The following is an 18,037-nucleotide window of genomic DNA, read 5'->3' as shown; positions in this document are numbered from 1 at the left end:
TATATAGCTTCATGCTATATAAGGGACGATATGCCGTGTTGCCACCCTAATTGAGAATAAAAATATTCTCCACTCATCACGTGTAACGTACGCAAACCGGCTTTATTTTATCAAAGCACCTTTTCTTGTGTTCAAAGATACCAATGTACTAGTATAATCTTTCAGCCTAGGATTACTTCTCTTCACAATCAATATGATTGTCCACTATTTCATTAGTCTTTTCAAGAATACAAACGGTATTATTTATAAAGTTCACTGATTATGATACCGATTTTAGGAAAAGTTTGCAAGTATTATGAAGCAAAATATTGTTTTAATCCATCTACGACTGCTTCTTCTACCACCTGTCTATGTAATTGATTTCTAATCATTTTTTCATCAGTAGGATTACTTATATAGCCTAATTCAAGTAACACAGCTGGTTTATTCGTTTGTCTTAAAACTTGATAATTTTGTTGACGAACACCACGATTAGAAAGTAATGACTTTTTTTGAATATTCGCATTTAATATTTCTGCTAATGTTTCTTGACTATTTTGATACCAATATACAGTAGCGCCATTAGCATTATGACTATCTAATGAGTCATTATGAATACTTATAAATACATCGCCTGTCGCTTTTCTATTATCTAAGCTTACATAACTATCATCTGTTCTCGTCAATTTAACATGCGCTCCTGCTTTTTCTAATGCCCGTTTTAATTCAAGTGCTGTTTTCAAAGTATAGTTTTTTTCGAGAGATTTAAGAGCCGTGGAGCTTGAGGCTCCCTGATCACTACCTCCATGACCAGGATCAAGTACCACAGTTTTATTCTTAAAAGGATTTTCCTGTTTATTGACATCAGCTTTAATATTCAAACTCGTATGCCAACCAGCAACCCATCCTTTTTTATCTCCTTTAGCATTTTGGACTTCAATCCATTTTCCTGTAGTCTTTAATTTTTTAAAACTATCTCCTTTTTCAACTTTATATATCACCGGATAGCCTGCATTAGGACCTGTTCTTATTTCTGCATCTTCCGTTATTGTTAGTCTATTACTATCTTGATCATTATGATTCATAAACATAAATAATAATATTATAAAAAGAATAAATAATAACACTACTACTAACGTCAACATATTTTTTAGATCATGTTTAGTTAACCATGTATCTAATTTATTCATATTACTTTGCCATCCTGACTTTCATATATAATCGTTACGGGACCATCATTAATAATTTCTACTTCCATATCTGTCCCAAATTCACCAGTTTGAATATCAATATCATACTTTTGAAGTTCAGAGTTAAACTTATCGTATAATATTTTGGCATCTTCAGGTCGCATGGATTGTGAGAAACCTGGTCTATTACCTTTTTTAACTTCTGCATAAAGTGTAAATTGAGAAATAGATAAAATCGCACCATTAATTTGTTGAATATTTAAATTTAATTTCCCGTTTTCATCTTCAAACAAACGTGCGTTAACAATTTTCTTCGCTAATACTTCTATATCAGCTTCCGTCGAATTTTTCCCAACACCTACTAATAAACAATAACCTTTTTCAATTTGGTTATGAATAGATTTATTAGTGACAGATGCTCGTTTTACTCTTTGTACAACTATTTTCATATCTTAGCACCTCTTTTAATTCCATACTCTAGAAACTGTATAAATATCACTCAATTGTTTAAGTTTTTCAACTACACGAAATACATCATTTACATTTTTAACCATAACGCTAATTGTAATGATTGCATTCTTGTCAATATCAGATCGTGCATTCATTTTAATAATACTTCCTACGGTTGAATTTACGGCTTGAATCACTTCATTGAGTAACCCATTTCGATCATATGCATTGACTTCTAAATCTACTTGATAACGTTGTGTTGAATCTTTTGATTTAACCCATTCGACATTAATTAATCTCTCGTTTTCATTTTTAATATTTGGGCAATCTGATCTATGAACTTTAATACCATGTCCTTTAGTGATGTATCCAACAATATCATCACCAGGAATTGGATTACAACATTTAGATAGTTTGATTAAAACATTTTCTAATCCTTCGACATAAACCCCGCTATCAGTAATGATATCTTCTTTAATTGGTGATGTTTTAATGACTTCTTGTGCTTCATTTAATGCTTTTTGTTTATCTTGTATACGCTGTCTTTCTGTTAATTTATTCACTACTTGTAATGCAGTAACTCCACCAAAACCTACTGCAGCATATAAATCATCATCATTGGCAAAATGATATTTTTCGTTAACGACTTCAATATTTTTTTCTGTTAGAATCTCATCAACTCGATAACCTTGTTCTTTAATTTCCGCTTCTACCATAAATTTACCTTTTTCTATATTAGAAGAACGATCTTGCTTTTTAAAGAAACTTTTTATTTTACTTTTTGCTCCAGATGATTTAACAATTTTCAACCAATCTCTACTTGGACCATATGAATGTTTACTTGTGCGAATTTCTATAATATCGCCTGTCTTAAGTATATAATCTATAGGCACAATTTTACCATTAACTTTTGCGCCAATCATTTTATTACCAACTTCGCTATGAATGGCATAAGCAAAATCAATAGGGACTGCGCCATAAGGTAATTCAATCACATCACTTGCTGGCGTAAATGCATATACTTTATCACTTTGTAAATCATATTTAAGTGATTCCATAAATTCTTGTGCATCTGAAGATGTATGGTCAGTTTCTGCAAGCTCTTTTAACCAGTTAAGTTTATTTTGGAAATCTTGTGTTTTAGAATTTATTGTTTTACCTTCTTTATATGCCCAATGCGCTGCCACCCCATGCTCAGCAATTTCGTGCATTTCAAATGTTCGAATTTGAATTTCTAAAGGATCACCATTAGGTCCAACAACAGTAGTGTGTAATGATTGATACATATTTTGCTTTGGCATAGCGATATAATCTTTAAAACGACCTGGCATCGGTTTCCATAATGTATGAACTAGGCCTAAAATAGCATAACAATCATTAATTGAATTCACAATCACTCGTATAGCTAATAAATCAAATATTTGATCAAATTGTTTTTTTTGTTTTACCATCTTACGATAAATACTGTAAATATGTTTAGGGCGACCGCTTATTTCACCTTGGATATTCATTTTATTCATTTCAGTTTGAATTTTATCCATAGCATTTTGAATATATGCTTCACGTTCACTGCGTTTTTTCTTCATTAAATTAACAATTCTAAAATACTGAACACTATCAATATAACGTAACGCAATATCTTCCAATTCCCATTTAATGGTATTAATACCTAGACGATGCGCTAAAGGTGCATAGATTTCTAATGTTTCTTTGGAAATACGAATTTGTTTTTCTCTAGCCATTGCTTTTAACGTTCTCATATTATGTAAGCGGTCAGCTAATTTAACTAATATGACACGAACATCCTTAGCTATCGCAATAAATAACTTTCTATGATTTTCCGCTTGTTGTTCCTCTTTAGAACGGTATTTAACTTTTTTTAACTTCGTTACACCATCTACAATTCGTGCAATTTCTTCATTAAACATATTCTTTACGTCTTCAAATGTATATGGTGTATCCTCTATCACATCGTGTAAAAAGCCAGCTACAATTGTTGGTCCATCTAAGCGCATTTCTGTTAATATACCTGCTACTTGAATTGGATGCATAATATATGGTAGCCCATTTTTTCGAAACTGTCCTTGATGTGCTTCATAAGCAATATGATAACTTTTTAAAACATATTGATAATCATCTGCTGATAAATAGGATTTAGCTTTATTTAGTACTTCATCAGCACTATATGGATACTCGTTATTCAATATATGACACCCCGACTTTTTAATATTTCAAATACTCTACCGATAACCGAATCATTGAAAATCAAGACATTTCTTTTCATTACTTAATTAATCCGAGTACCACTCCTATTAATTAAAGATGCGTGAGTATTAATGTAATTTTAACAAAAGTATTAAAATCTCTAAAAGATTAACTTTGGTTTAAATAATAGTTATATAATACTACAAGTTTTTAAATAAATAAATGTGATTAGATTAATGATGATACAACGATAAATAAAAAAGCGAGATAGTATTCAATCTGAATTCCTACACTCGCTTTAAAGTATATATTAATCTAATTACTAAATTAATGACTATTCATCGTAAGAAATTAAACTCATGACATCATAGTCTTTAATTTTTTCCATACCATTTAAATATTTTAATTCAATAATAAAAGCTATTCCAACAACAATACCACCTAATTTTTCTACTAATTTAATAGCCGCTTCAATTGTTCCACCTGTCGCTAATAAATCATCAGTGATTAAAACACGTTGTCCTGGTTTAATTGCATCTTTATGCATTGTTAAAACATTTGTCCCATATTCTAAGTCGTATTCATAGCGAATAACTTCACGTGGTAATTTTCCTTCTTTTCTTACAGGTGCAAATCCAATTCCCATTGAGTACGCAACTGGACAGCCAATAATAAATCCTCTTGCTTCAGGGCCTACAACAATATCAACGTTACGATCTTTTGCATACTTTACAATTTGATCAGTTGCATAACCGTATGCTTCACCATTATCCATAATAGTTGTAATATCTTTGAAACTAACACCTGGTTTAGGCCAGCCTTGTACTTCAGATACGTATTGCTTTAAATCCATTTAAAAATTTCCTCCTATGCGTTACGCTTTTTGAGCTTTAATCCAATTCTTAAGATGTGAAAAGTCATCATAAAGCATTAATTTTTCAACTTCAATTCTTGACTGTCTCGATTTATAAACTTGACTCGACTCAATAGATTGTTTACTTGGATTATCATTTATTTTAATTATACCATTTTCTTCGTAAATAAAACTTAGGTCAAGAAATACTTTTAAAATAAACTTTAAAGTATTTGGCTTAATATTTAAGTATTGACATAATTGTAAACCTTCTTTTTCTAAATTCATTTCTTTCCTAATGAATAGTGCTTTATAACTTTGTTTAAATAGATGACTACTCGGTAACCCCTCGAAATAAATTGAATGTTGATGGTGTAATACTAAATAGAGTTGTGAGTATTCTAAATGTTTTAGAGATTGTTTAACACTATCTAAATCAGTTGGTAAATCACGAAATACAATCGTATTATATGATGAATCAATTGTTTCACCGTAGTGGAAATAATTCTCCCCTAGCTTCTCTTTTTTAGAATGAATGACAAAAGCAACATTTTTAGATGACGTATCAATGTTAAGTTGTTTACGTTTACTTCTATAATCTAATATTTGCTCATTTTGAGTCGCTAAATCTTGTATCATCATTTGAGGTGTCTGATTGCCATTCCACTCATTTATTTGTAAATGTCCTATGATATTGACGGGTTGGCCTAATTCTATTTGTGTAATTAAACCACCATTTTTCCAAAATAAATGTTGTAACTTAGCTTGACCAGTTACTAATTTTAAATGATTTTTATCTTTTCCAATCGCTTTAACATCATTAACTTCTGTATCATCCAATTCAAATAAAGGTTTTTCAAAATCAGTACCAAACGGTTTCAGTATTTTAATATCATGAATATTTGATACAGTAATGTCATCTTCTGAAAGTTTAGTCGTAATATGTTTTGTTGGTTCTAAAGAAGTATGTTTAGAAAGCTGAACCATCCACTCATTTAGTCCTTTTGATAATGCATCAATATTATCAATCTCCATCGTCATTCCAGCTGCCATATGATGACCACCAAATTTAGATATCAAATCTTGATGTGCACTTAAAATTTCGAACATGGACACTTGTTCAATACTTCTAGCTGAACCTTTTGCATGATGTTGTTCTAAATCTATATTTAAAATAAGAGTGGGTAAAGCATAAGTTTCTACAATTTTTGAAGCCACAATACCTAATACTCCCTCATGCCATCCTTCTTTAGCTAAAAGTAAAAATTTGTCGCCATTTTCAACTTTTTCATTAGCCATCAATAGGGCTTCTTCTGTTATTTGAGCTACAATATCTTTACGTTCAATGTTAAATGCCTCTACTTGTTCAGCTAAAAAATTCGCCTCTTCAGAATCTTCTGCCATCAGTAATTCCGCTGCTAATGACGCATCTTCTAATCTACCTACCGCATTTAAACGAGGTCCAATAATGAAACCAATTGTTTCTTCATCTATCTCATCATTAAATCCTGCTTGATTTAATAATGATTGAATTTGAAATGGACAGGATTGATTTAAATATTTAAGACCTTCTTGAACAATCGTTCTGTTTTCATCAGTCAGTGACACTAAATCTGCAATCGTCCCAATAGTTGCAAGAACTATGAAATATTCTGGAGGATGATCTATTAAACATTGCGATAATTTGTATGCGACACCGGCTCCACATAAATATTTAAATGGATACTCAAATTCTGGATGCATAGGATGAATAATGGCATATGCTTTTGGTAATGTACGGCCTATTTCATGATGGTCTGTAACAATTACATCGACTCCTAATGCTTGTACCATTTCAATTTCTTCATGACCTTGTATTCCATTGTCAACTGTAATAATAAGTGATACGCCTTCATCGTAAGCATTTTGAAAGGCGTATTTATTGGGGCCATAACCTTCGCTAAATCGATTAGGAATATACCAACCGACTTCAGCGCCCAATTTCTGCAGTGTTTGAACTAATATCGTTGTAGATGTTACGCCATCGGCATCATAGTCTCCATATACTAATATTCTTTCATTTTTATCAATCGCTAAATTAATTCGATCAACAGCTTTTTGCATATCACTCATTAGCCATGAATCATGCTTTTTATTTGTACCATTAATTAATGTATTTATCTCATCGTACTGTGTAATCGATTTACTTTCTAAAATCTTTCTTACAATAGGAGATAAATTAAATTCCTTAATAATCTCAGACGATATATTTTGTTTAGGTGCTTCATAAAGCCATTTATATTTAGATTGAATCATAAAGTTATCCTTCCTTTTTCCACAAGCAATTATACCTAAAAAAAGAATAAATAAAAAGAGGAAGAAACACTGAATTCAATTAGAATTCTTTTGTTTCTTCCACTAATTTTATATCATATATTTAATTATACTAAGATTTTTTCATCATTTGATTTTTTCTCTTTATAAACTACAAGCTTACCGTTTTCAGATTTTTTCAACTGATGTTTCTTCATGATGCCCCATAGTGGAACTGCAATAAAGATAGAAGAGAATACACCAGATAATAATCCAATAAGTAATGCTAATGAGAAGTTAAACAGACTTGATGCACCAAAGATTAGTATGGCGATAACTACTACAACGACTGTAAGAACTGTATTAACAGAACGAGTCATCGTTTGTCTAATAGATTGGTTAACAATATCATCGATTTGATGAGGTTCTATTATAACTTTAATTTTATGAAGATTTTCTCTTACACGGTCGAAAGTAACAATTGTATCATTTATTGAGTAACCTACAATCGTTAAGATTGCAGCGATAAATGTAATATCTACTTCAAGTCTTAATAAACTGAATAAAGCAACGATAATAAATACGTCATGAAGTAATGCTAAGACAGCAGAAAGCCCCATTCTCCATTCGAATCTTAATGAAACATAGATAATAATACCAATAGCTGCATAAATTAATGCTTTCATTGCATTTTTAGCTAACTCTTGACCAATCATTGGAGAGACTGTGTTCACTGTCGGTTTATGACCATATTGATCATTAATAACTTTATTAAGTTTCAAAGTTTCATCTTTAGATAAATCATTTTTAAATTGAACTGTTGCTTGTTTATTGTCATTACCATTAATTTGAATTTGATCAGGTGTCAAACCAACATCTTTAATCGTACGTTCAACTTTCGTTTGAGATAACTTCGTATCAGAATCAAGATCTACTCTTGTACCAGATGAGAAATCAATACCTAAGTTAAGTTTAAATATACTTAGAATAATTATACCAATTACTAAAATTAAAATACTTACTCCAATTAATGGTTTTGCTAATTTAACAAAATTCCATTTTTCAAAAGCTGTTTTTAAGTCATGAACATCTACACCTTCATTGATATTATGGCGATTATTTTTATTTACACCAAACATCCAATATTTCTTCTTAAAGTAATTAGAAGAAACTAAAAGTGATAATAGTCCTCTTGATAAGAAGACAGCTGTGATGAATATCATTAAAATACCTAATAATAACATCGTAGCAAATCCTTTAACTGAACTTTGACCAAAGAAGAATAATACTGCTGCTGCTATAACCGTTGTTAAGTTTGAATCAAAAATCGTTAAGAAAGAACTTTTATTTGCTTTAGAATAAGCCTGTTTAAGCGTTCGTCCTACTCTAAGTTCATCTTTAATCCGTTCATACATGATGATGTTTGCATCTACAGCCATACCAACACCTAATACTAATGCAGCTAAACCTGGTAATGTAAGTACACCTGAAATAAAGTTAAATGCTACTAATGTTAAATAAACATATACTGTTAAAGCTATCACTGCTACAATACCTGGTAATCTGTAAAAACCTACCATAAATAAATAGATAATTGCAACACCAACCATTGATGCAAAGATTGTCTTATCTAATGCATCTTGACCAAATTGTGCACCTACAGAATTAGAATAAATTTCTTTTAAATCAACTGGTAATGAACCTGCATTTAATAATTCTGCAATTTGCTTAGCACGTTCTACGCCTTGTTGACCCTGGAAGCCACCTGAAATTTCTACACTGTCTGAATTAATGGGTTGATCTACTGAAGCGGCTGAAACGTATTTCCGTTTATCTTCAGGTTTTTCCAACTCTTTATGATAGCTATCACCTTTTTTATAGTCTAACCACACTACCATCATATTTTCTTGTTTTTTAGAAATTTCTTCTGTAACTTTTTTGAATTTCGCACGGTCTTTTAATTTAAAAGTGACTGCAGGTTCGTTTGTACCTTGTTTAAATTCTTGTTTTGCAGAACCTTGTACAATATCTTTACCTGTTAATTTAACGTGGTCATCAGCATCACGTATAGTCAGATTTGCTTGTGAGGACAAAATTTTTCGAGCTTCATCAGGATTTTTTACCCCTGCGAGTTGTACCCTAATTCTATCAGGGTCTTCAACTTGAATATGAGGCTCAGATACACCTAATACATTAACACGATTTTCTAAAGTTTGAGCAGTAGATTGTAAAGCCTTATCATCGATTTTACCATCACCGCTAAGTGGTTTAACTTGATATAATACTTCGAAACCACCTTGTAAATCCAAACCTAGATTTACATTCTTAACTACATTCTTATATGTAAAGCCCATACCTACAATCAGTAGCGCTACAATGAGTATGAATGCAATTATTCTACTTGTTTTTTTCACATGAACACCTCATTATTTACTTATGTAATTAGAATAATCTTTTAATAAACCATGTGCAAGTGAATTAAAGATTACATCTATGTGACAAGACTTATCTATCTTAACATAACCTCTTTATTAGTGTAATCAAGATAAATAGTTAATAAAAAGACATTCCATGACAACAAACTGTCGTGGAATGTCTTTTTATTATAATTTATGATGGATCAACTTGTTTAATCGCAGGTTTTTCAAATGTCATTTCAGTACCATGACCATTTACTGTGATTACAACTGCTGTTTCATCCACAGCTTTAACTGTTCCTTTGATTCCACCAATAGTTGTAATTTTTTGACCTGCTTCGATACGACTAATCATTTCACGATGTTCTTTCGCACGTTTTTGTTGCGGTCTAATTAAAAAGAAATAAAATACTATAATTAAAATTATAGGCAAGATTAATGCTGAAACATTCATTATGTTGTTCTCCTTATTAAAAGTTTTTAGGGTTCTCTACATTTAGCCCATATTGTTCGAAAAATTCTTCTTTAAAATCTAATAAACGATCTTCTCGAATGGCCTGTCTAATATCTTCCATTAATTTTAGCAGAAAATGTAAATTATGAATAGTAGTAAGACGGATACCAAACGTTTCCTCTGCTTTAATTAGGTGTCTAATATATGCACGTGTATAATTCTTACAAGTATAGCAATCACAATTCTCATCTATAGGACTAAAATCATCTGCATATTTAGCATTTTTTATAACCAATCGTCCTTGAGATGTCATACATGTTCCATTTCTAGCTATGCGTGTTGGCAACACACAATCAAACATATCCATGCCGCGAATGCTACATTCTATTAAGGCATCAGGTGATCCTACTCCCATTAAGTATCTTGGTTTATCTTCTGGCATAAATTGAACCGTATGTTCAACCATATCGTACATCACTGGTTTTGGTTCACCTACAGATAAACCACCAATAGCATATCCAGGAAAATCCAATGATACAAGTTCTTTAGCACTTTGTTCTCTTAAGTCTTTGTACTCTCCACCTTGTATAATACCAAATAATGCTTGGTCTTCTGGACGTTGATGTGCTTCAAGACATCGTTTAGCCCATCTCGTTGTACGTTCAATTGAATCTTTTACATATTTATATTCGGCAGGCATAGGTGGACACTCATCAAATGCCATCATAATATCTGAACCTAAGTCATTTTGAATTTGCATTGATTTTTCTGGACTTAAAAACAACTTAGAGCCATTTGTATGATGTCTAAATTCGACACCCTCTTCTGATATTTTTCTAAGATTACTCAAGCTAAATACTTGGAAACCACCAGAATCTGTAAGAATAGGGCCATCCCAATTCATGAACTTATGTAAGCCCCCAGCTTGTTTGATAATATCATTTCCAGGTTGTAACCACAAATGATATGTATTTCCTAATATAATTTTAGCTTCAATTTGTCTTAACTCTTCTGGACTCATTGTTTTAACTGTTGCTTTCGTACCTACTGGCATAAACATGGGTGTCTCAAATGAGCCGTGGGGTGTATGAATAATCCCTAAACGTGCACCTGATTGCTTACAAGTTTTAATGTGCTCATAAGTTACTGCTGGCATAATCTGTACCTCTCATTCATTAAATTATTAACATTGCATCTCCAAAACTAAAGAATCTATATTTAAGTTTTACCGCTTCTTTATAAGCATTCAAAATATATTCTCGACTACTAAAAGCAGAGACTAACATCACTAATGTTGATTTGGGCAAATGAAAATTAGTAATTAACCCATCAATTGCTTTATATTCAAAACCTGGATAAATAAATATATCTGTCCAACCACTTGTGGCAACAAATTGTTCATGATCACGACGAATGGTTTCTAACGTTCTAGTAGACGTTGTACCTACAGAAATAATTCTATGCCCATTTTCTTTAGTTTTATTCAGAATATCTGCCGTTTCTTTAGTCATTTGATAGTATTCACTATGCATTTCATGATCATTAATATCCTCCACACTTACTGGTCTAAAGGTACCTAGGCCAACGTGTAGTGTAATAAATGCAATATTGACACCTTTATCTTTTATTTTCTGTAAAAGCTCATCTGTAAAATGTAACCCTGCAGTAGGCGCTGCAGCGGAACCATTTTCTTTAGCATATACAGTTTGATATCTATCCGGATCGTCTAAACGTTCTTTAATATAAGGTGGTAAAGGCATTTCACCTAACTCATCTAAGCGTTCTTCTAAAATACCTTCAAAATGTAGACGCATAATACGCCCACCTTGTTCTAATTCTTTTATACATTCAGCAATGATTTTGCCGTTACCAAATGATAAAGTATTACCTACTTTAATACGTTTTGCTGGTTTTAATAACACTTCCCAGTCATTGTCCTCTATCCTAGTAAGCATTAACATTTCTACCTTTGCACCTGTTTCTTCTTTCAAACCGAATAAACGCGCTGGCATAACACGTGTGTCATTTAACACTAATGTATCTCCAGTTTCAAAATAATCCATAATATCTGTAAAGTGTTTATGTGCAATATTTCCAGTCTTTCTACCTAGCACAAGTAATCTACTTTGATCTCTATTTTTTAAAGGTGTCTGAGCAATCAATGATTCAGGTAAATGATAATCAAACTCCTCAACGTTCATATTATTCCCTCATTCTTTAGTTTTTTTGAAATGTTCATAGGCAAATGGTGTTGCTTTTCTACCTCTTGGTGTTCGTTCTATAAATCCTTTTTGTATTAAAAAGGGTTCATAGACATCTTCGATTGTAATACGTTCTTCTCCAATTGACACTGCTATCGTATCCAGTCCCACAGGGCCTCCATTATATTGATTAATAATACAATTCATCATTTTATGATCAATGTAATCTAAGCCTTCATCATCCACTTGTAATAAGTTTAAAGCTTGCTTTGTTGTTTCGATATAAATTTGTTCATCTTCATTTACTTGTTGAAAATCTCTTACTCTTTTTAGTAGTCGATTTGCAACACGAGGTGTTCCTCTTGAACGCTTAGCAAGCTCAACTGCACTTTCATCATCAATTTTTGTACCTAATACTTCAGCAGTTCGAATAATGATTTCTTTTAAATCTGATTCCGAATAGTACTCTAATCTTAAATGGACACCAAATCGATCTCTTAAAGGGCCTGTTAAACTTCCAGCACGTGTTGTCGCACCTACTAGAGTAAAAGGTGGTAAATCAATACGTATACTACGTGCTTCATCACCTTTACCGATAATAATATCTAAGAAAAAATCCTCCATAGCAGAGTATAAAACTTCTTCTACTACACTACTTAAGCGATGAATTTCATCAATAAATAAAACATCGCCAGGTTGTAACCCAGATAAAATTGCCGCTAAATCTCCAGGTCGCTCTAATGATGGACCAGATACAGTTCTTATATTGACTTCCATTTCATTAGCAATAATATTTGAAAGTGTCGTTTTACCTAATCCTGGAGGGCCAAAAAGTAATACATGATCTAATGGCTCATCCCTTAGTTTAGCCGCTTTTATAAAAATTTCTAAATTGTTCTTTATTGATGATTGCCCAATATATTGTTTTAATTTAGTTGGTCTGAGTGAGAATTCAAAAGAAGATTCTTCATTGTGTAATGATTGATCTACCATTCTATCATCCATATTTATCCCCCCAGTTATCGTTCATAATATTAAGATACAAGCGTTTTTAAACCAATCTTAACTGCTTCATCAACAGAGTGAATGGATGTTTTATTAAGTACTTTTTCAACTTTAGAAAGCTCTCTCTTAGAGTATCCTAAAGCTGCAAGCGCTAATAACGCTTCCTTAATTATATTGTCATTTTCTTCAACTTGTCCCTCAACTTGTAACAAGGTCTCACTAGTCTCTTCTGTAATCTTAACTTTACCTTTTAAATCTAATACAATTTGTCGTGCAGTCTTTTTACCTATACCAGGAAATTTAGTTAGATAAGTATCATTTTCATTTTCAATTGCACGTTTAACTTCGTTAGGTGTACTTGTGGCTAGAATAGCTAAAGCTGATTTAGGGCCTATACCTGTAACTTTTATTAAGCTTAAGAACATCTCTTTTTCTTCTTCGCTAATAAAACCATATAATAATTGTGCGTCTTCTCTTACAATAAGTGAAGTAAAGACTTTACATTCTTGATTTAAATATTTTTGAAATCGATATGAATTTGGAGTTTGAATTTCATAACCGATACCACTAGACGTTTCTACAACAATATGTGTTGGAAACAATTGAGATAAATGTCCTTTTATATAAGCGTACATAAATACCTTCCTTACATACTCATACTAATTAATTCAACTTTATAAACATGTTGAATATTTCTCAAAGTGCCCATGACCTTTTCTATTGATAATGATTGATCTTTTGCACTCAAAGAGAGTGTAATCGTTGCTTTTTCTTCCATTGGAACACTTTGATGAATAGTTAAAACGGATAACGCTAGTTTTGAAATAATTTGTAGTACTTGAGCAAGCATTCCTACTATATCATTAACATAGAGAATCAAGGTGAATTCACGGTGTTCAAAAATCTTGTCATCTACAGGAAAAATAGTATCTCTATATTTATAAAAAGCACTTCTTGATAGATTAAACTGCTTAACTGCTTCATAAATGGACAGTGTGGAATCATTTTTTAAAGCGTCTTTAATTTTAAGCGTTTTAACCACTGATTCTGGTAAAACGTCTTCACGTATTAAATAAAACTTTTTATAATCTTTGCTGTCCACTAAAAAGCCCTCCTATTCGACGAATTCAAATTCTCCCCCAAGTATTCTAACAATATCACCATTACTACATCCACGTTCTCTTAATGCATCATCAATACCCATAGAGCGCATTTGACGTGCAAAGCGTCTTACTGCTGGATCACTATTAAAGTCTGTCATTTTAAACATGCGTTCGATTGCATTACCGCTTACTACATAGGCACCATCATCATCTCTTGTAATCGTAAATTTATCTTGAGATGGCGTATGTTTATATAATACGCGATTAACACCTGCATCTTCATCTTCTTCTACACTAAAATCAATATCTTTTACTTCTTCTAATTTATCAGCAATTGTATATAGTAATTGATCAATATTATCTCTTGTAATTGTAGAAACTGGAACAATAGTTACCTCTTCATCAATTTCTTTTTTAAATAATTCTAGGTTATCTTTTGCTTCCGGTATATCCATTTTATTTGCCACTATAATTTGAGGTCTATCTTCTAATCTTTGTTTATAATTTATCAGTTCATTATTGATGATTTGATAATCTTCAAGTGGATCTCTTCCTTCAGAACCACTCATATCTATCATATGAACAATAACTTTTGTTCTCTCAACATGACGTAAAAATTGATGACCTAAACCAACTCCTTCTGAAGCTCCTTCAATTAAACCTGGTAAATCTGCCATTACAAAACTTCTATGATCAGGTGTTGAAACCACACCTAAATTTGGTTTAATTGTTGTAAAATGATAAGCACCAATTTTAGGTTTTGCCTTAGATACAATAGACAACAATGTTGATTTCCCTACACTTGGGAATCCAACGAGTCCCACATCAGCAAGTAGCTTTAATTCTAAGGTAACATCTAGCTCTTCTCCAGGTTCTCCATTTTCACTAAAGTCTGGAGCTGGATTTCGAGGGGTTGCAAAACGTGAATTTCCTCGACCTCCTCGACCTCCTCGAGCAATGACTGCACGTTGACCTTCTTCAACTAAATCTGCTAAAACTTCTTCTGTTTCTACACTTTTAATAATGGTACCAGGAGGCACTTTTAAAACTAGGTCTTCCGCATTTTTACCATGCATATTACTACTTTGACCATTTTCACCTTTTTTAGCCTTAAAATGACGTTGAAATCTAAAGTCTAAAAGTGTTCTTAAACCTTCATCAACTTCAAAAATAACTGAAGCACCTTTACCGCCATCACCACCGGCAGGGCCACCAAATGGTACATATTTTTCTCTACGATAAGCAGTAATACCATTACCTCCATCGCCTGCTTTTAGAGATATTTTTACTTGATCGACAAACATATATCTCACCTCTTTTTATATATTTTATTAATTCATCGCTAATATTATATCATTAACTCTAAAACGTTAGATTCTATTATAATCATTTTTAAACAAAAATAAAACACCAGAAGTCTTCACTTCTGGTGTTAATTAGACAAAAATTATTCAGCTACTGCATATACAGAAACTTGTTTTTTGTCGCGACCTTTACGTTCGAAACGAACAACGCCGTCGATTTTAGCGAATAATGTATCATCGCCACCACGACCTACATTTTCACCAGCATAAATTTTAGTACCGCGTTGACGATATAAAATTGAGCCACCTGTTACGAATTGACCGTCTGCACGTTTAGCACCTAAACGTTTTGATTCTGAGTCACGTCCGTTTTTTGTAGAACTTACCCCTTTTTTAGATGCGAAGAATTGTAAGTTTAATTTTAACATCGGGATACACCTCACTTATAATTTAATCTGATATTTTCATTATATTCATCTTCAATCGTTTGTAAAGACACAAGCATTGCTTGAAGAATTAATTGTGCTTGCTCATTGTTAGTGTCTACTGATCTAATATGAAAATGACCACCGTCATCATCATAATCGATATCCGGCTTTTCAGAAGTTAAACTTAAAATAGCATTTACACTTCCAAAAAGAACAGCTGAAGCCCCTGCACAAACAATATCATAGCCATAATCACCATGATTAGCATGGCCATCCATAATGACGTCTGTTACTTTACCTTCATCATTAATTGAAATATCAACAGTAATCATAATTAAGCGTTGATTTTATCAATTGTTAATTTAGTATAAGGTTGACGATGACCTTTTTTACGTTTTGAATCTTTACGACGTTTGTAAGTGAAAACAGTAATTTTTTTACCGCGACCTTGTTTGTTCACAGTAGCAGTTACTGTAGCTCCTTCAACAGTTGGAGCACCAACTTTAACTGAATCTCCACCTACAAATAATACTTTATCAAATGTGAATGAATCACCTTCATTAACATCTAATTTTTCAACGAAGATCTCTTGACCTTCTTCTACTTTAATTTGTTTACCGCCTGTTTCGATAATAGCAAACATACTTTGCACCTCCTATAATTATAAGTCACGCCATATACAGGTGATAAAATAAAAACATTTTAACGCTTAAACCTGTATTTGAGCGGTTGTATGTAGCTATAAAACTACTCAACTACTGCATCTTACCATTACTTATATTCAATGTCAATCTATTATATTGGCTTTTTAAAAAATTTAAAGAATATAGGCATAAAAATAATTAATAAAATAATATTTAATATAAGTGTTGGGATAATACGTAGTAATATAAAATTTAGTAAATCAAATTCTACATAGCTAATGACAGAATATATAATTGCTACAAATATTTCAAGAATCATTACACCAATGATACTGAACCAATATACCATAATATAGTCTCGGTAAAAAATCTTCAAGAATTTATTAAATATTGTTATTAAGAATATATAACCAAACAAATATAAACCATATACACTGCCAAAGTAGATATCAGTTATAATACCTAAAAAAATGCTTAGTAATAATGTGACCATAAATGGTCTATAAATTGATAAAAGTAATAAATACATTAAAGTTAAATGAGGAACTAAGATAAATGTTAGGTTTCCTATATGAAAAGGAATAACTAAACTAATAAGTGTATCAAGATAAAAAACGATGATACCAATCATTATATAAACGAACGCTTTCATTATCGGGTCTCTCTTTCATTGAAATCCGTATTATTACTTTTTTTCGCTATGTATACATGTTGAATATCTGATAAATTAGCTCCAGTTTTCACTCTCACTTCTTTTGCTAAACCATATTCATCATTTTCTACCTTCGTCACTTCTCCTATGTATAAATCACTTGGCAATTGGTCGGCTAATCCACTTGTTACTACTTTGTCACCTTTTGAAATTTTATCCTTATTATTGATATTACTAATAATTAATTCCTGAGTTTTATTATCATAGTGATCAATTAATCCAAAAACATTTTTAGAATGATGTTGAATATTGACTGATAGTTTTCCAGCTCTTGTACTCGTAGAAAGTAAATCAACTTGAGAAGAAAATTGATTCACTCTAGTTACTCTTCCAATTAAACCATCACTAGTAAACACTGCCATATTATTGCTTACACCAGCTTTTTTACCTTTATCAATAATCACTGTATTCATCCATTGATCTGGATTACGTGCTATGATGGCACCTGAAATTGCATCGTATTTTGAAGCATCAGTCATATCAAGTTCTTTTTTTAAGTTTTTATTTTCAGCTTCTAATGCTTCGTTTTTTGCTTTTAATTGATTAACTTCATTATGATTTGATTTGTTAGATTTTAAGAAGTTACCTATAGCTCCAGTCACAAAGTTTACCGGGTAACTAATTACTCTCTGACCAAATGACACTGAGTCCCCCACATATTGCTCAGGAGGTGATTGAGTTTGTGAACGAATGGACAAACCAATCAATGCAATAAAAATAATTATTGCACAAAAAACAACAATTAACTTGTTATTTTTAAAAAAATTTAACACTCATAACACCTCTACTATTTATTTTAA

The 18,037-nt window shown here is 31.8% G+C and carries 18 protein-coding genes and 1 other annotated feature; all 18 genes read right to left on the bottom strand.

From position 1 onward, the window contains the following. Positions 1 to 293: 293 nt before the first annotated feature. On the bottom strand, positions 294 to 1,169 hold the full coding sequence (locus BDW25_RS00330) for an N-acetylmuramoyl-L-alanine amidase family protein (protein WP_002448967.1): 876 nt from the start codon (positions 1,167 to 1,169) through the stop codon (positions 294 to 296). Further along, positions 1,166 to 1,618 carry a D-aminoacyl-tRNA deacylase gene (dtd, locus tag BDW25_RS00325; RefSeq protein WP_049430984.1) on the bottom strand — a complete coding sequence of 151 codons (453 nt, stop codon included), beginning with the start codon at positions 1,616 to 1,618 and terminating at the stop codon, positions 1,166 to 1,168. Before dtd ends, BDW25_RS00330 begins: the two co-directional genes overlap by 4 nt. Positions 1,619 to 1,633: 15 nt before the next feature. Beyond that, the gene (locus BDW25_RS00320; RefSeq protein ID WP_002449001.1) at positions 1,634 to 3,823 is read right to left on the bottom strand and encodes a RelA/SpoT family protein; all 2,190 of its coding nucleotides are present in this window, start codon (positions 3,821 to 3,823) and stop codon (positions 1,634 to 1,636) included. A 335-nt stretch (positions 3,824 to 4,158) separates the two neighbouring features. Continuing rightward, positions 4,159 to 4,677 (bottom strand): adenine phosphoribosyltransferase, encoded by a 519-nt coding sequence (locus BDW25_RS00315; protein WP_002448963.1) that lies wholly within the window; start codon positions 4,675 to 4,677, stop codon positions 4,159 to 4,161. A 21-nt stretch (positions 4,678 to 4,698) separates the two neighbouring features. Next, the gene (gene recJ / locus BDW25_RS00310; protein ID WP_049418469.1) at positions 4,699 to 6,972 is read right to left on the bottom strand and encodes a single-stranded-DNA-specific exonuclease RecJ; all 2,274 of its coding nucleotides are present in this window, start codon (positions 6,970 to 6,972) and stop codon (positions 4,699 to 4,701) included. A 125-nt stretch (positions 6,973 to 7,097) separates the two neighbouring features. After that, a complete protein-coding gene (gene secDF / locus BDW25_RS00305) occupies positions 7,098 to 9,383 on the bottom strand; it encodes a protein translocase subunit SecDF (protein WP_133944627.1) in 2,286 nt (761 codons plus the stop codon). A 196-nt stretch (positions 9,384 to 9,579) separates the two neighbouring features. After that, the gene (gene yajC / locus BDW25_RS00300; RefSeq protein ID WP_002448938.1) at positions 9,580 to 9,840 is read right to left on the bottom strand and encodes a preprotein translocase subunit YajC; all 261 of its coding nucleotides are present in this window, start codon (positions 9,838 to 9,840) and stop codon (positions 9,580 to 9,582) included. A 16-nt stretch (positions 9,841 to 9,856) separates the two neighbouring features. Beyond that, complete coding sequence (gene tgt / locus BDW25_RS00295) at positions 9,857 to 10,996, bottom strand: tRNA guanosine(34) transglycosylase Tgt (RefSeq protein ID WP_002455245.1); 1,140 nt, start codon at positions 10,994 to 10,996, stop codon at positions 9,857 to 9,859. Positions 10,997 to 11,015: 19 nt separating this feature from the next. Then, a complete protein-coding gene (gene queA / locus BDW25_RS00290) occupies positions 11,016 to 12,041 on the bottom strand; it encodes a tRNA preQ1(34) S-adenosylmethionine ribosyltransferase-isomerase QueA (protein ID WP_002448945.1) in 1,026 nt (341 codons plus the stop codon). A 9-nt stretch (positions 12,042 to 12,050) separates the two neighbouring features. After that, positions 12,051 to 13,046, bottom strand: a complete 996-nt coding sequence (ruvB, locus tag BDW25_RS00285; RefSeq protein WP_002448957.1) for a Holliday junction branch migration DNA helicase RuvB — start codon at positions 13,044 to 13,046, stop codon at positions 12,051 to 12,053. Between the two features lie 29 nt (positions 13,047 to 13,075). Beyond that, entirely contained in the window at positions 13,076 to 13,681 is a 606-nt protein-coding gene (gene ruvA, locus BDW25_RS00280) for a Holliday junction branch migration protein RuvA (protein ID WP_002448949.1), read from the bottom strand. A gap of 11 nt (positions 13,682 to 13,692) precedes the next feature. After that, entirely contained in the window at positions 13,693 to 14,148 is a 456-nt protein-coding gene (locus BDW25_RS00275) for an ACT domain-containing protein (protein WP_002448936.1), read from the bottom strand. Between the two features lie 12 nt (positions 14,149 to 14,160). After that, positions 14,161 to 15,453, bottom strand: coding sequence for a GTPase ObgE (gene obgE / locus BDW25_RS00270; protein ID WP_002448940.1), 1,293 nt, complete (start codon positions 15,451 to 15,453; stop codon positions 14,161 to 14,163). A 143-nt stretch (positions 15,454 to 15,596) separates the two neighbouring features. Then, the gene (rpmA, locus tag BDW25_RS00265; RefSeq protein ID WP_002449010.1) at positions 15,597 to 15,881 is read right to left on the bottom strand and encodes a 50S ribosomal protein L27; all 285 of its coding nucleotides are present in this window, start codon (positions 15,879 to 15,881) and stop codon (positions 15,597 to 15,599) included. A gap of 11 nt (positions 15,882 to 15,892) precedes the next feature. After that, a complete protein-coding gene (locus BDW25_RS00260) occupies positions 15,893 to 16,213 on the bottom strand; it encodes a ribosomal-processing cysteine protease Prp (RefSeq protein WP_002448953.1) in 321 nt (106 codons plus the stop codon). Between the two features lie 2 nt (positions 16,214 to 16,215). Further along, positions 16,216 to 16,524, bottom strand: a complete 309-nt coding sequence (rplU, locus tag BDW25_RS00255) for a 50S ribosomal protein L21 (RefSeq protein ID WP_002448968.1) — start codon at positions 16,522 to 16,524, stop codon at positions 16,216 to 16,218. A 13-nt stretch (positions 16,525 to 16,537) separates the two neighbouring features. Next, positions 16,538 to 16,622 (bottom strand) — a sequence feature (ribosomal protein L21 leader region). Between the two features lie 54 nt (positions 16,623 to 16,676). Next, entirely contained in the window at positions 16,677 to 17,177 is a 501-nt protein-coding gene (gene mreD / locus BDW25_RS00250) for a rod shape-determining protein MreD (protein ID WP_002448950.1), read from the bottom strand. Further along, a complete protein-coding gene (mreC, locus tag BDW25_RS00245) occupies positions 17,177 to 18,010 on the bottom strand; it encodes a rod shape-determining protein MreC (RefSeq protein ID WP_002448929.1) in 834 nt (277 codons plus the stop codon). The genes mreD and mreC overlap by 1 nt, the downstream gene beginning before the upstream one ends. Positions 18,011 to 18,037 lie beyond the last annotated feature (27 nt).

The sequence above is a fragment of the Staphylococcus sp. AtDRG32 genome (assembly GCF_004365845.1).
In the GTDB taxonomy this organism is placed as follows: Bacteria; Bacillota; Bacilli; order Staphylococcales; family Staphylococcaceae; genus Staphylococcus; species Staphylococcus hominis.
This window is presented reverse-complemented; position numbering and strand designations above follow the sequence as displayed.

What these genes read in the sequence shown, in the direction of transcription:
- BDW25_RS00330 (WP_002448967.1), bottom strand. Translation starts at nt 1,169, where the DNA reads ATGAATAAATTAGATACATGGTTAACTAAACATGATCTAAAAAATATG.
- dtd (WP_049430984.1), bottom strand. Translation starts at nt 1,618, where the DNA reads ATGAAAATAGTTGTACAAAGAGTAAAACGAGCATCTGTCACTAATAAA.
- BDW25_RS00315 (WP_002448963.1), bottom strand. Translation starts at nt 4,677, where the DNA reads ATGGATTTAAAGCAATACGTATCTGAAGTACAAGGCTGGCCTAAACCA.
- recJ (WP_049418469.1), bottom strand. Translation starts at nt 6,972, where the DNA reads ATGATTCAATCTAAATATAAATGGCTTTATGAAGCACCTAAACAAAAT.
- yajC (WP_002448938.1), bottom strand. Translation starts at nt 9,840, where the DNA reads ATGAATGTTTCAGCATTAATCTTGCCTATAATTTTAATTATAGTATTT.
- tgt (WP_002455245.1), bottom strand. Translation starts at nt 10,996, where the DNA reads ATGCCAGCAGTAACTTATGAGCACATTAAAACTTGTAAGCAATCAGGT.
- queA (WP_002448945.1), bottom strand. Translation starts at nt 12,041, where the DNA reads ATGAACGTTGAGGAGTTTGATTATCATTTACCTGAATCATTGATTGCT.
- ruvB (WP_002448957.1), bottom strand. Translation starts at nt 13,046, where the DNA reads ATGGATGATAGAATGGTAGATCAATCATTACACAATGAAGAATCTTCT.
- ruvA (WP_002448949.1), bottom strand. Translation starts at nt 13,681, where the DNA reads ATGTACGCTTATATAAAAGGACATTTATCTCAATTGTTTCCAACACAT.
- obgE (WP_002448940.1), bottom strand. Translation starts at nt 15,453, where the DNA reads ATGTTTGTCGATCAAGTAAAAATATCTCTAAAAGCAGGCGATGGAGGT.
- rpmA (WP_002449010.1), bottom strand. Translation starts at nt 15,881, where the DNA reads ATGTTAAAATTAAACTTACAATTCTTCGCATCTAAAAAAGGGGTAAGT.
- BDW25_RS00260 (WP_002448953.1), bottom strand. Translation starts at nt 16,213, where the DNA reads ATGATTACTGTTGATATTTCAATTAATGATGAAGGTAAAGTAACAGAC.
- rplU (WP_002448968.1), bottom strand. Translation starts at nt 16,524, where the DNA reads ATGTTTGCTATTATCGAAACAGGCGGTAAACAAATTAAAGTAGAAGAA.
- mreD (WP_002448950.1), bottom strand. Translation starts at nt 17,177, where the DNA reads ATGAAAGCGTTCGTTTATATAATGATTGGTATCATCGTTTTTTATCTT.